The organism is Parasphingorhabdus sp., from assembly GCF_059726685.1.
The window spans coordinates 2,903,348-2,915,832 of the sequence record NZ_AP041068.1; the positions used below are offsets into that span (position 1 = coordinate 2,903,348).

A 12,485-nucleotide genomic window follows, 5' to 3' on the forward strand; every position below is an offset into this window, starting at 1 on the left:
AAGAATAATCGGCATCCTGCCCGAACGGACGTATCAACGAAATTCCCGTTGCGAAGACAATAAGATGAGCTAGCATAGCATTTAACAGGGAAGGCTATGGCGACCACCGGATTAGATTTGGCACTTGTCGATACGGTTTTGCGGTTGCTCACCATGGGTGGGCAGATCATGATCATTGCCGTGCTGCTGACAAGCCGGACCCGATGGGACCTGAAAATATCGCTGTTGGGCGTGCTGATCAGCTCAATGGCTTATTTGATCAATTCATCAATTACACTGGCACCGCCATTTCCATGGCGCAGAGCCGTTGATTTTCTTTCAATATCGACAACTGTCTGGGCATGGATATTTGCGCATCAGCTGTTCGAGCGCCGTATTGCCAAGCCATTGCTGATCGCCGTACCGATATTGCTTACGATATTGTGGATCATTGCGGTCAACATGCCGGATAAACAATGGTTCACTTTCTATGCAATCCGTTTCCTCTCCCTCGCACTCGTTGTTCAGTTGATCATCATTGCCCTGTCCGGGCGCGCCGATGACCTGATTGAAAAACGGCGACTAATCAGAATGTTTTTGCCCATATTTGTCGGGCTAGAGGTTGGCGGTGTTCTCACCTATGAACTTTTCTTCGGTCCTACGGACAATATACCAGCCGTCTCTGCCGCCAATGCCACGCTGATCCTGATCCTGGTTCTGGGAGCAGGTATGGCGGTGCTGACTGCGGATGGAGATTTGTTTGCGAAGCTAGCCAGAGACAAGCAGCCGGTCCGTCCTGTTCTAATTCTCTCACCATCGGAAACCGTCTTGCATGACAAGCTGATCAAAGCGATGGCAGAAGGACAGTATCGCGAGCCGTCGCTGACTATAGCAACATTGGCTTCCAAGTTGGATACACAGGAACATCGGTTGCGCGCGCTGATCAACAAACAGCTCGGCCATCGCAATTTCTCTTCCTTTCTCAACGGTTATCGAATCAACGAAGCCAAGGAAAAACTGTCGGATCGCGCGCATGTTGACTTGCCGATTCTCACAATCGCGATGGATTTGGGCTATGGATCCCTTGCGCCGTTCAACCGGGCGTTTCGCTCTGAAACCGGCCAGACACCTAGTGATTTTCGCAAGGCCGCGATTGATCAAAACTGAAATAGTCTGATCATTTTTAAAATCGCACAGCATTTTTCAGCATTGCAGAGAGATGGATCAGCCTTTCTGTCACTTTGCCTTCATCAAACAAACATTGCCTTTGATGGAGAATGACATGCCTGACCTATTTGATGCCATAGTAGACCATATGATTGGTGCCTTCACCTTTGACCTGGGGCGCTATCTGATCGCGGCGGGTACATTATCCTTGCTCCTGTGGGCTTTCGGCAAATGGAGTGCCGCCCGGCGTATTCAAACCCGCAAGGCCGGCGTCGGGGACTATAAGCGCGAGTTTCTGTCATCGATGCGTACAGTCCTGGTTTTCGGGCTGACCACCATCAGCACGGTATTGCTGGAAGCCTCCGGCTGGATCTCGGTCATGACTGGCGAGATATTCTGGCCGCTTTTCATCGTGCAGCTTTTTGCGATGATTATTGCTCATGATGCTTATTTCTATTGGATGCATCGTTGGCTGCACACCAAAACAATGTTCCGCTTTTCACATCTGCATCATCACAAGTCACGCACGCCAACGCCATGGGCCGCCTATAGCTTCTCGTCATTCGAGGCGATGGCAGAGGCTGCCTTTGTGCCCCTCTATCTGTTCCTGTTCTCACTCTTGTTCGCTGGCATGTATCCTTTTGCGATCTTCCTGTTCCTTGCCCATATGATCATCCGCAATGTCATGGGTCATGCAGGCGTCGAACTGTTCCCCGCGGGCTGGACGCGCAATAAATTTGTCGGCTGGATCACCACGACCACCCATCATGACCTGCACCATAGTCAGGGCAACAGCAATTTCGGCCTCTACTTCACCTGGTGGGACCGGATGATGAGCACAGAGCATCCCGATTATGAAGCCCGTTTCGATGCTGTCGCCAAACCGATCCGCCTTTCGGTCGGAGCCACCGCCAATATCTGTATCGCTGCCTTCTCGCTGCTCGCGGTGGCAACCGCGGTCAATCTGATTTGATGTTGCAGGACAGCAAAGCCTATAATTTCCATGCCAATTTATAGGTTTTGCTGGTAGTCAGGTATTTGAAATATCTCTTATATAATTGTTATTATTATATTTTTATCGGCTTCTTGCATTTTTTGTGCACTGCAACATTTTTCCTTGACTTTAACGTAAGCCTTCCCTATTTGTGCACTGCAACAAAAAAATGGAAGCAAAGATGGCTGATACGAAAACGACTGATACAAAGGCTGTTCCGGCTGCTAACAAGCCCGCCAGCCTCTCTGCTGAAGCGGCTTATGCTGCCGCTGCATCCGCAGAACCTGTAACCGCTGAAGAAGCGCCTGCTCCAAAAGCAGCCGCCACACCAGCACCAAAGACTGCAACAACAACCGCTCCGGCTCCTGCCACGAAAAAGCCGGTTGCTGCTGCAACAAAAACAACGGCTTCAAAACCTGCTGCAAAGAAGCCTGCAGCAACCAAGGCGGCTCCTAAAAAGACTGTTACGAAGCGCAAAGCCGCTCCGAAACGCGCCGCAACAACCGCGAAAAAGACTGTTAAAAAAGGAACGACCAAAATGACAACCGCAAAGAAAACCACCGCAAAGAAAGCACCTGCGAAGAAAACCGTGAAAAAAGCTGCTCCAAAAGCCGCTGCAACCAACAAGAAAGCTCTTCAGGACATGGCTGCCAAATTGCAAGCCCAGCTTGAAAAGCTGACCGCAACCGCTCAGGAACGCGCTAAGGAAGTTGCTGACCGCGCTGTTGAAGTTTCCAAAGACGCTGTTGAATTCAACCGTCTGAACGTTGAAACCCTGGTTGAAAGCGGCAAGATCACTGCTAAAGGCGCTCAGGAAATCGGCAAAACCAACGTTAAATATACTCGCGAAAACTTCGCGGAAGCCAGCAACGTTCTGAAAAGCTCTTTCAATGTTGCTACGCCAAAAGATTTCGTTGAAATGCAAGCTGACTTCATGCGCAGCAGCCTGGACCGGGTTATGGACCAGACATCAAATAACATGGATGCTGTGACCAAATTGGCCGGCAAAGCCTATCAGCCAATCGCTGATCGCGTCAGCACCATCCGCAAGGAAATTCAGAAAGCCGCTTAAGCCGCTTTCATCGTCATGCAAAAGGCCGTTCCCCCGGGAGCGGCCTTTTTCTTTTGCTCGTCTCGGGTCGATTTATCGTAAAATCATCGCCAATTGATCAATCCGCCACTTGCCCTGAAGGGTGAAAATACCATATCCTGTTCGACATGACTGAAGTAGAGATTCTCTCCCCCACATCAATTGACCCCGCCGCCCTCTTTTTCAAAGGCAGCGAAGCGGCAAAATTGCGCGAGCAGATGGCCGGGGATGATGATGACGGCGCCGACAATAGCGGCACCGGTGACAGCGATGACACCGATCTCGGCATCGCCACCAAAACACGGACCAAGACCAAGAAACCCAATCCCTACAAAGTCCTGCTGCTCAACGACGATTACACACCGATGGAATTTGTCGTGCTGGTACTCAAACGCTTTTTCCAGATGGATATTGATGAAGCGACCCGGGTTATGCTCCATGTCCACCAGAAAGGCGTCGGCATTTGTGGGACATTCAGCTATGAAGTGGCGGAAACCAAGGTCACGCAAGTCATGGATTTCGCGCGCAAAAACCAGCACCCCTTGCAGTGCACTTTAGAAAAAGCCTGACCCGACACCAATTATATAAGGAAATAGATATGTCAGAGACCCCGGTAATTACCGTAGATATTGTCTCGGACGTGGTCTGCCCTTGGTGTATCATTGGCTTTAAAAAGCTCGAACAGGCCATGCAACGCTTTGAGGGCAAGGCGGAATTCGCCCTCGCCTGGCATGCATTTGAACTCAACCCGAACATGCCGCCCGAGGGGCAGGATATTAACGAACATATGGCGCAGAAATATGGCGCTACACCGGAGCAAAGCAAAGCCAATCGTGAGCGGCTGCGCAATGCTGGCAGCGATCTCGACTTCGAGTTCAGCTATCATGAAAATATGCGGATGGTGAATACATTTGATGCTCACCGCTTGCTCCACTGGGCGGGGGAAACCGGCAAGCAGACCGCGCTAAAACTGGCTTTGTTCAAATCCCATTTCACCGACGGTAAAGACGTCAGCGATCATGAAATATTGACCGAAGTGGCTGTTGCCGTCGGTCTGGATGAAAAACGCGTCCGCAGCCTGTTGGCCAGTGACATGTATGCTGCCGATGTTCGCGCCGTCGAAGCGCAGTGGCAAGACCGTTTTATCTCCGGCGTTCCGGCGTTTATCTTCAATAAGAAATTCATGGTCCCCGGCGCACAGGACAGCGACGTCTTTGCCCAGATTATCGAAAATAAGGTGCTCGCCGCTGCGGCTTAAGCCTTGTTTTTCGGCGGCAACGGGAAAAAGCCGGACGTCCGCTCGATATAATCCACATAATCCGGCCGGTTCCTGCGCAGCGCATATTCCAGCATGGGTGCACCACTCCATTTGGTTAGCGTGAAGCTGAGGAACAAAGGCCCGATGATCGCTACCCACGCCGGCCAACCGACTTGCGCCGCGACCAGCCAGATGCCCCACCAGGTACAAAAGTCACCGAAATAATTAGGGTGCCGGGTATAACGCCAAAGCCCGGATTCCAGCACCTTGCCTTTGTTCGACGGATCCGCCTTGAACGCCTTGAGCTGCGCATCGCCGATCGTCTCGAAAGCGATACCGATGACCGCGAGCACTAGCCCGATTATCGCCACCGGCCCAAGGCCCTGATCACCCGATAGCAATATGCCGATTTGAGCCGGCAAACAGACCATGAAAAGCAGCGGAATCTGCAATACCCACGCCTTTATCAAAGCGGTTTTTGCAAAGCTCCAGCCCTTTTTCTTCATCGCGGTGCCGATGATCTTGGTGTAGCGCGGATCCTCGCCCTCCTTGCTCCAACGCAAGAAAAGATGCGTGCCCAGCCGCACGCCCCAGGTAACGGTCAAACCAAAGATCGTCCAACCCAGCCAGCCGGCATTACCCACTTGCCAAATCGATGCGCCCGCCATGATCGCCATGCCATAGGCCCAGAAGGAATCGATGAAAGACACATCCCGGATCTTCACGGAAATCAGCCAGAGAATGATCATGACCGCGACCAGCAGGACGAGATTCAGGCCGAGGGCTGCAAGCAGCGTCATCCCTTTTCTCCACTTTTCCCTTCGCCCGGTTCCAAGCCAGGATTGGTGTGGACGATATCATCCATGGCTTTTTCCGGGAATTTCGGCGTGACGCTGTGATAAAAACTGCTGACCTTCGCCATGTCGGCTTCATAATCGCCAGTCACCTCAATCTGCGGCCCAAGCCCACCGGTTTTCTTGGCATAGTCCATCATCCCGATGATCAGCGGCACCTTGGCCTTCAGCGCAATATAGTAGAAGCCCGTGCGCCATTGCCGGACGTTGCCGCGCGTCCCTTCCGGCGGAATTGTCAGTATGAAATCATCGCGCTTCTCAAACTCCGCGACCATCGCATCGACCATGTTGTTCGATTTGGACCGGTCGACCGGAATACCGCCCATTCGCCGCATCATGTCGCCGAATGGCCATTTGAACAGCGTATCCTTGCCGATCCAGTAGGACTGGATCTTCAGCTTGTTGGTCAGCCCGAAAAAGTAGATGAAGTCCCAGTTACTGGTATGCGGCGCGGCAATGATCACGCATTTGCGCGGTGCCGGATTTTCCTGAACGGCTGTCCACCCGGTAATGGTGTAGACGAACACGGAAAAGCGCCGGACAATCTCCGACAACCAGTTTGGTTTGATTTTATTGTGCACGCTTCCCCCGTTTGCGATCCCGCTCGCAGCTGTGAAATGACAATAGGTCCATTTCCCCCAAGCGCAACGGCAGATGTGCCCCGCCAATTACCCGCGGTTCAGCTTTTGGCAATCCGAAATGTCTAGATTTTGCGTCTATGGCATCTGGAGGGACAGCATTCATGAAAATATCACCGCTATTGGCATCAGCCACAATCCTCTCAATACTCGCTATACAGCCCACTATAGCACAAACAGGGCAACCCGCTGAAACACCGCGCAATCCTCAGGTGGACTATGCAGGCTTTCTGCAACTCACCGAACAGCTATCCGAATATCGTACCGGCCGACTGATCGATCTGGATCGTTTTAACATAGTGGCAAAGCAACCAAACGCTGTCATTTTGGACACCCGTTCCGCCGCTGCCTTTGCGCAGGGTCATATTGACGGCGCGATCAATATTCCGTTCTCCGATTTCACCGAAGAAAAACTGGCCAAGATATTGGGTGACAAATCACGACCGGTCTTGATCTACTGCAATAATAACTTTCGCGATAATGTTCCGCCGATCGTTCTGAAACGTGCGCCATTGGCGTTGAATATCCCAACTTTTATAAACCTTTACGGCTATGGATATGAGAATATCTATGAACTGAATGGGGTAACCCATATTGCCGATCCGCGCGCGAATTGGACCGGAGAACCTTCTCCCTTCACGCTGGACGCACAATCTTTGCGCAGTCCTGCTACCTTGGATGCGACGCGCGCCAACTAGATGGTTTTTCAAAAGTGCCCTGCCAGATTCCGCGCTTGGCATTTTCCGCTTGCGCTTCTTCGGCCCCGTAAATGACCTGATCAAAATTATCAGATGATATCGCGTGGCCTTCAGCAACCATGTGAGCACCAAGATCTTTGTCGTCGCTGACGCACGTTACAATCGTTCGCCCATATTGATCCCGGGCATGAACATCGCAGCTATACTCGCCCGCACCCAAGCTCTCTTCCAACGCCGCACGTGCCTGTTTGCCGCAAGGCCAATCCTGCCCCGCGGCATTTTTGCATGATTGGCGATATTCCGGCGCATCAATACCGTAGATGCGATATTCCATATCAGCATCCCGGAAGCTGTCTCCGTCTATTACGCTAACCTGTTTGCCATTGATGACGATGATTTCCGCAGGATTGACCCAGCGCATCAGAACCCATGCGCCACCAATAACAGCCAGGAACAGCAATGTGGTTTTAAATTTACCGAAATATTTGCGAGCCATGCCTGCGAGACTAGCGAATTGCCGAAGTCACGCAATGATGATCAGAGGGTGATCAGGAAGCCGCCATTTTCAGCGTCGGATATTTCGATACGATATGATCGAATACGGCTGGATGCAGGGCCTGAACAAATTCGCAGCCATAATAATCACCCTCTACCCAGCAAATTTTGCTTTCTATCGCGGCAAAGGAGGGCAAGCCCATGAATATATTCTTCTCACCGGTCAACCGGGTCATACAACGCATGCGAAACCCGGACAGCGACAGGTCGATAATCATCGCTTCAACACGGCCCAATCCCGGTTCGCGGACTTCAGCAGAAATCTCAACCCCGGCACGCGTGGAAACCCGGTGATCACCGCGCTTGATACGCTTACTTGGCAGTCCTTTTACATTGCTGTCGCTCATGAAATTCCGAACCTGAAAATGACAAGATGATATTGCTGTCGATGATGTCTCAGCTTTTTAAAACCAACCGACATCTTGTCTTACTCAAATACCAGCAGATGATTAGGCAAAGGTTAATGGCTTCCCTGTTTTGCATGGTTAACGAGTCCGCGCGATACCTGCGATATTTACGGATCTTTCGAGGTTTTCGCCGTTAACCAGCGCTGGCTTTTCAAAAACCTGTTTTGGAAATATCCGGGCCAAACCGCTTTCCTACACATGTTTCCATATGATAGATTTTGCTCGGCTCTTTCTCAATGCTGAATAAACTTCCGCACCAAAAAACCGGGTGAGAACTGTGTGAACTTTAGATGAGTAGATAAGGAATGTTGATCTGCCGACTGCGCTTGGCACAAGCGTTGCGCGGAGAAGGATAAGGGCGTGTGAATTGTGTGAACTTTGAATCTACAACTGCGCCGACATCATTGCATTAGCCCGGCCCGCAATCAGTTTGACATAGATCAGCCTCTTCATCCTCCAACTCGATCTGGATGGTGATATGGTGAATGGCGAACCGTTTTTTCATCGATGCCTGCACATCCGCCAGAAATCCTTTGCCAGGATGGCCTCCCGGAATGACCAGATGCGCTGTCATCGCTGTTTCACTGGTGCTCATCGGCCAGATGTGCAGATCATGAACAGTTTCTACACCGGGAAAATCTGACAGGGCATCAAAAACCTCTTCTACATCAATATCCCGCGGGACGCCCGCCAGGGACATACGCACGGCTTCCGATAGTAACCCCCAAGTGCTCCAAAAGATCAACGCAACGATGAACAGACTGATCAAGGGGTCGATCCAGTTAAATCCGGTATAGAAAATCGCAATCCCGCCAACGACGACACCGGCCGAAACCCCTGCATCTGCCATCATGTGCAGAAAAGCGCCGCGAATGTTGATGTCTTCCTTCTGCCCGCGCAGGAACAACATCGCGGTTCCGAAATTGATAATGATGCCGATAGAGGCAACGATGATGACAGTCGTGGAGGCTACTTCGCTCGGGGCACTGAACCTCTCGATCGCTTCCCAGGCAATTGCGCCGCAAGCGACCAGCAGAAACAGTCCATTGAGTAAAGCGGCCAATATGGACGACCCACCAAGACCATAGGTAAACTGTCTGCTCGGCGGCCGCTTGGCAAGCTCCGCTCCAGCCCATGCAATAGCAAGTCCCAATACATCGGAAAGATTATGCCCGGCATCGGCCAGCAGCGCCATCGAGCCTGACAGCACCCCGTAAGTTACCTCGATTATGATGTAGATGATATTGAGCGCAATGCCGAGTGCGAATGCGCGGCTAAAATTCGTCGGCATATGGCCGTGCGGGCCATGGCGATCATGATGGCTGTGGAAGATATGTCCGTGATGATGGTGATGGCCGGACATCCGCGCTCCGATAAATTACTCAATGACTAGTCATTAAATACACGGATTTATCAGAGCGGTCTATGATTATTATTCAATGTTTTCTGTATGTTATATCATATGAACGATATTTTGTCTGCAATTAGTCAACAATCAGGCCGATGGCGAGATAGATAATGATCGCAGAACCGAAGCCAAAGATCGTTGCGAGTACGAAGATGATACGCAGCAGATTGGCGTCCATGCCGCTCCAATTTGCAAGGCCGGAACATACGCCCATCAGCTTGCCATTGGCCTTGTCGAGTTTCAGTTTGTTTTTCACAGGATTATTCTTCCGTCTGTTTGATGAAATGGGCTCAGGCCAGCTTGTTGGCGTGGAACCGGTGGATTTGTTCTTGTCAGTCATCAGATCACCATTGAACCGGCGTTGTTGATGGCTGGAGCGATGCTGGCGCTTACAAAAATCGCAGCAGAGAAAAGAGCGGCAAAGCCAGCTAGAAATTTGTTTTGAAGTTCGTAGGTCATGATATTTCCTTTCAGGGGGTTTGGAGAAAAATTAGATTACCAGAGAGCCGGCATTGTTGATCGCTGGTCCAACGCTAGCACCGATGAAGACGGCGGCAGAAACGAAAGCGGCGAAAGCGGCGGTGACATTGTTTGAGACATTGGTGAACATTTTTGATTTCCTTCTAATTTAAAAACTGGGCTTCGCGGTTGTGTTAGCGAAGATGTCTCATACATTGCACAGGCCGTGCCAGTTTCATGTTACTATTATATTTCAAATACTTATGTCTATTCACCATCAATTGTAAAATTGTCTAAAACCACTATTTGGTGTTAATTGCTAACTTTTAGTATTATATGAATAAGAAATGAACAAGCCTACCTCAGCTTGCGAATTTTCTTCTCATCATATCGCTGCACGGCTAGGAGTGACGTCCTGTCATGACGATTTCCCGGCTCACCCTGCAAAATTTCAGAAACTATCCGCAGCTGCGCTTGGAGGCCGCGCCCGGCTTCGTTGTACTGAGCGGAGAAAACGGGGCTGGCAAGACCAATATATTGGAAGCGGTATCACTGCTCTCGCCTGGGCGTGGCCTTCGCCGTGCGGCACTTAAAGACATCGCCTTTGAAGGCGGTACTGGCGACTTCGCGGTGGCGGCCGAACTGGACGATGTTCAACTGGGCACCGGCACCAGCGCCGAATATCCCGAACGCAGGAAAACGCGTGTCAATGGTGCCGCCGTACCCACTAATGATCTGGCACAATGGTTATCGATATTATGGCTAACCCCGGCAATGGATCGCCTGTTCATAGAAGGCGCCTCGGGACGGCGGAACTTTCTGGATCGCCTTGTTACTGCGCTGGAACCCGGTCATGCCCGCAACTGCACGCGCTATGATGCCGCGAGGCGTGAGCGTAACCGGTTGTTGGCCGACGAATATATGCCGGATGCGGAATGGCTGGACGCGCTGGATGGGCAGCTTGCGAATTTTGGCAGCGCTCTGGCAGAAGCCCGCTTTCGGATTACAGAGGCTTTGAACGAGGCCCTTGCGATGACCGATAACGGACTCTTCGCTGCAGCCCGACTCAATCTGGATGATGACGAGCTGCGCAACCAGTCAGCTTTGTTGGAGGCACTGAGGGCAAGCCGCCAGGCAGACCGGGCCGCGGGGCGCACATTGAAAGGACCACACCGCGCTGACCTGACCGTCTTTCACCGAGCAAAGGACCAGGCGGCGGAAAAATGCTCAACCGGAGAGCAGAAAGCTCTGCTTTTCTCGATCATATTGGCACATGCCGACCTTATCACCGAACAGAGAGGGAGCCGCCCGATCCTGTTGCTCGACGAAGTGGCGGCCCATCTGGATCCCCGACGCCGCGCAACACTGTTCGGGCAGCTTGCAGAGAAAGGCGGGCAAGTCTGGCTAACCGGCACCGAACCGGGTTTGTTTGAAGATGTGCCCGATCACGCCCTGCATTTCCAGGTCGCGGAGGGCAGAGTTACAAAGCGTTAACCAAGCATTTTAGCACGGAATTTGTGCCTTTCAGGTAGATCGGCTTCATGCAGATCGCTGCCAAAAATATCACGCCAGACAGGCTGGTTGAGCTCCTCAAGAAACTGGGCGGTGCGATCATACCTATCTTGCTGGTGCTGCAGGCAATATTATTCCCTGCCATGGCTCGTGCGGCTGACGGTTCGCAATCAGCATATTTGCAATGCGTTCCCTTCGCCCGCGAACAGAGCGGTATCCAGATTTACGGCGATGCCCATACGTGGTGGCGACAGGCGCGCTTTGCTTATGAGCGCGGCAATGCTCCTCGGCCCGGCGCGGTCCTCTCGCTCAAGAGCCACGGCAAAATGAAGCTCGGTCACGTTGCTGTAGTCAGCCGGATCATCGATGAGCGTAATATCTTGCTGGACCACGCCAACTGGTCGCCGATTAACGGTCGCCGCGGGCAAATTGAGCGTAACGTGGCCGCTGTTGATGTGTCAGAAAACGGCGACTGGAGCCGCGTCAAGATCTGGTATGCGCCGATTGGAGCGCTCGGTAAGACCGCCTATCCGGTAAATGGATTTATCTACCCGAATGAAAAACCGAGTGATTTTCGGAAAAACGCGAGCAGACAATGGGCTGCAACAACGGCCATTCGCCAGCCCAGAGCGCCGAACCGCGATCTTTTTGCCCGAAACATGAAGTCCGAACTGGAACAGCAGGCACAACGGGAACAGCTGGCAGATAACCGGTTAGATGAGGCTCAGCCAACCGATCTCATCGGAGAATTGCTGGACAGAGTGGGCAGCTAAAGCCAGAACGGCTGCAGTGCCATCCGCGCTGGAGCAAAAGATGAATGACAATCCCCCCATCTGCCTTATCATTTTAGCCGGCGGCATGTCTCGCCGTATGGGCCGGGAAAAAGCGACTATCCAACTTGACGGACAGCGGTTGATCGACCGGGCCATCGCAAGATACCGGCCCGCTGTCGATCGGATATGGCTGTCAGCGCCCGATGATTTTCATACCGGCCTCGATATCATCTCGGATGATCCCGATATGCCGGGCGGCCCGGTTGGTGCAATTTTTACGATCGCAGCGCAGTTGCCAATATTGTGCCCGGAAGCGACAGGCTTCGTCACAATACCGGTAGATGCACCTTTTGCGCCTGATGATATCATATCGCGACTAAGCTCGGTTTCCGGCTGCTCGGTTGCGCAAGGCCCTCGGCGCCTGCACCCGGTTTTTGGCTACTGGCGCTGCGATATCGTCAATAGTGTGCGGGGAACACATGATGTAGGCGAACGATCTCCATCGCTGCACTGGCTGGTCCGGCAATGTGATGCGAAGTTGGTAACATGGCATGATGAAGACGCATTTATCAACATCAACACGCCTGAGGATCTGGCTACTGCGGAAACCCAAATATAAAAGCCGGCGCATGAGGGGATGCGCCGGCTTTCATTTTCACCATCTGATAGAGAAGTAAGACACTCCTCTGCGAC

Annotated in this window: 15 protein-coding genes; 9 read left to right on the forward strand and 6 right to left on the reverse strand. The window is 52.0% G+C overall.

The window, feature by feature from the left end; all coding sequences use genetic code 11:
* Positions 1-96: 96 nt before the first annotated feature.
* The 5 genes from AC6I9Z_RS14365 (at position 97) to AC6I9Z_RS14385 (ending at position 4,488) form a co-directional block, all read left to right on the forward strand.
* Complete coding sequence (locus tag AC6I9Z_RS14365; protein ID WP_461456426.1) at positions 97-1,146, forward strand: AraC family transcriptional regulator; 1,050 nt, start codon at positions 97-99, stop codon at positions 1,144-1,146.
* 115 nt (positions 1,147-1,261) lie between these two features.
* Positions 1,262-2,119, forward strand: a complete 858-nt coding sequence (locus tag AC6I9Z_RS14370) for a sterol desaturase family protein (protein ID WP_461456428.1) — start codon at positions 1,262-1,264, stop codon at positions 2,117-2,119.
* Positions 2,120-2,321: 202 nt separating this feature from the next.
* Positions 2,322-3,212, forward strand: a complete 891-nt coding sequence (locus AC6I9Z_RS14375; RefSeq protein WP_461456430.1) for a phasin family protein — start codon at positions 2,322-2,324, stop codon at positions 3,210-3,212.
* Between the two features lie 236 nt (positions 3,213-3,448).
* Positions 3,449-3,799 (forward strand): ATP-dependent Clp protease adapter ClpS, encoded by a 351-nt coding sequence (gene clpS / locus AC6I9Z_RS14380; RefSeq protein ID WP_461456941.1) that lies wholly within the window; start codon positions 3,449-3,451, stop codon positions 3,797-3,799.
* 29 nt (positions 3,800-3,828) lie between these two features.
* Positions 3,829-4,488: a DsbA family oxidoreductase gene (locus AC6I9Z_RS14385; RefSeq protein WP_461456432.1), complete on the forward strand. Its 660-nt coding sequence runs from the start codon at positions 3,829-3,831 to the stop codon at positions 4,486-4,488.
* Here the strand turns inward: AC6I9Z_RS14385 and AC6I9Z_RS14390 are convergent.
* A complete protein-coding gene (locus AC6I9Z_RS14390) occupies positions 4,485-5,288 on the reverse strand; it encodes a DUF1295 domain-containing protein (RefSeq protein ID WP_461456434.1) in 804 nt (267 codons plus the stop codon). The genes AC6I9Z_RS14385 and AC6I9Z_RS14390 overlap by 4 nt on opposite strands.
* The gene (locus tag AC6I9Z_RS14395; protein WP_461456435.1) at positions 5,285-5,923 is read right to left on the reverse strand and encodes a lysophospholipid acyltransferase family protein; all 639 of its coding nucleotides are present in this window, start codon (positions 5,921-5,923) and stop codon (positions 5,285-5,287) included. The genes AC6I9Z_RS14390 and AC6I9Z_RS14395 overlap by 4 nt, the downstream gene beginning before the upstream one ends.
* 161 nt (positions 5,924-6,084) lie before the next feature.
* Here AC6I9Z_RS14395 and AC6I9Z_RS14400 point away from each other — a divergent pair, with 161 nt between their 5' ends.
* On the forward strand, positions 6,085-6,678 hold the full coding sequence (locus AC6I9Z_RS14400; RefSeq protein ID WP_461456437.1) for a rhodanese-like domain-containing protein: 594 nt from the start codon (positions 6,085-6,087) through the stop codon (positions 6,676-6,678).
* Here the strand turns inward: AC6I9Z_RS14400 and AC6I9Z_RS14405 are convergent.
* The 4 genes from AC6I9Z_RS14405 to AC6I9Z_RS14420 all read right to left on the reverse strand — a co-directional run bounded on the left by AC6I9Z_RS14405 (position 6,650) and on the right by AC6I9Z_RS14420 (position 9,388).
* A complete protein-coding gene (locus tag AC6I9Z_RS14405) occupies positions 6,650-7,174 on the reverse strand; it encodes a thermonuclease family protein (RefSeq protein ID WP_461456439.1) in 525 nt (174 codons plus the stop codon). The genes AC6I9Z_RS14400 and AC6I9Z_RS14405 overlap by 29 nt on opposite strands.
* 52 nt (positions 7,175-7,226) lie before the next feature.
* Positions 7,227-7,580, reverse strand: a complete 354-nt coding sequence (locus AC6I9Z_RS14410) for a PilZ domain-containing protein (protein WP_461456441.1) — start codon at positions 7,578-7,580, stop codon at positions 7,227-7,229.
* A gap of 469 nt (positions 7,581-8,049) precedes the next feature.
* The gene (locus tag AC6I9Z_RS14415) at positions 8,050-9,003 is read right to left on the reverse strand and encodes a cation diffusion facilitator family transporter (RefSeq protein WP_461456443.1); all 954 of its coding nucleotides are present in this window, start codon (positions 9,001-9,003) and stop codon (positions 8,050-8,052) included.
* 121 nt (positions 9,004-9,124) lie between these two features.
* A complete protein-coding gene (locus AC6I9Z_RS14420; protein ID WP_461456445.1) occupies positions 9,125-9,388 on the reverse strand; it encodes a PspC domain-containing protein in 264 nt (87 codons plus the stop codon).
* Between the two features lie 539 nt (positions 9,389-9,927).
* Here AC6I9Z_RS14420 and recF point away from each other — a divergent pair.
* The 3 genes from recF to mobA are packed head-to-tail and all read left to right on the forward strand — an operon-like array spanning position 9,928 to position 12,411.
* Positions 9,928-11,001: a DNA replication/repair protein RecF gene (gene recF / locus AC6I9Z_RS14425; protein ID WP_461456446.1), complete on the forward strand. Its 1,074-nt coding sequence runs from the start codon at positions 9,928-9,930 to the stop codon at positions 10,999-11,001.
* A gap of 47 nt (positions 11,002-11,048) precedes the next feature.
* Positions 11,049-11,792, forward strand: coding sequence for a CHAP domain-containing protein (locus tag AC6I9Z_RS14430; protein WP_461456448.1), 744 nt, complete (start codon positions 11,049-11,051; stop codon positions 11,790-11,792).
* Positions 11,793-11,832: 40 nt separating this feature from the next.
* Complete coding sequence (gene mobA, locus AC6I9Z_RS14435) at positions 11,833-12,411, forward strand: molybdenum cofactor guanylyltransferase (RefSeq protein ID WP_461456450.1); 579 nt, start codon at positions 11,833-11,835, stop codon at positions 12,409-12,411.
* The last annotated feature ends 74 nt before the right edge of the window (positions 12,412-12,485 follow it).

Bases quoted from the DNA above. Each gene is read 5' to 3' on its own strand.
- AC6I9Z_RS14365 (WP_461456426.1), top strand. From the start codon at position 97: ATGGCGACCACCGGATTAGATTTGGCACTTGTCGATACGGTTTTGCGG.
- AC6I9Z_RS14370 (WP_461456428.1), top strand. From the start codon at position 1,262: ATGCCTGACCTATTTGATGCCATAGTAGACCATATGATTGGTGCCTTC.
- AC6I9Z_RS14375 (WP_461456430.1), top strand. From the start codon at position 2,322: ATGGCTGATACGAAAACGACTGATACAAAGGCTGTTCCGGCTGCTAAC.
- clpS (WP_461456941.1), top strand. From the start codon at position 3,449: ATGGCCGGGGATGATGATGACGGCGCCGACAATAGCGGCACCGGTGAC.
- AC6I9Z_RS14385 (WP_461456432.1), top strand. From the start codon at position 3,829: ATGTCAGAGACCCCGGTAATTACCGTAGATATTGTCTCGGACGTGGTC.
- AC6I9Z_RS14390 (WP_461456434.1), bottom strand. From the start codon at position 5,288: ATGACGCTGCTTGCAGCCCTCGGCCTGAATCTCGTCCTGCTGGTCGCG.
- AC6I9Z_RS14400 (WP_461456437.1), top strand. From the start codon at position 6,085: ATGAAAATATCACCGCTATTGGCATCAGCCACAATCCTCTCAATACTC.
- AC6I9Z_RS14405 (WP_461456439.1), bottom strand. From the start codon at position 7,174: ATGGCTCGCAAATATTTCGGTAAATTTAAAACCACATTGCTGTTCCTG.
- AC6I9Z_RS14410 (WP_461456441.1), bottom strand. From the start codon at position 7,580: ATGAGCGACAGCAATGTAAAAGGACTGCCAAGTAAGCGTATCAAGCGC.
- AC6I9Z_RS14415 (WP_461456443.1), bottom strand. From the start codon at position 9,003: ATGTCCGGCCATCACCATCATCACGGACATATCTTCCACAGCCATCAT.
- AC6I9Z_RS14420 (WP_461456445.1), bottom strand. From the start codon at position 9,388: ATGACTGACAAGAACAAATCCACCGGTTCCACGCCAACAAGCTGGCCT.
- recF (WP_461456446.1), top strand. From the start codon at position 9,928: ATGACGATTTCCCGGCTCACCCTGCAAAATTTCAGAAACTATCCGCAG.
- AC6I9Z_RS14430 (WP_461456448.1), top strand. From the start codon at position 11,049: ATGCAGATCGCTGCCAAAAATATCACGCCAGACAGGCTGGTTGAGCTC.
- mobA (WP_461456450.1), top strand. From the start codon at position 11,833: ATGAATGACAATCCCCCCATCTGCCTTATCATTTTAGCCGGCGGCATG.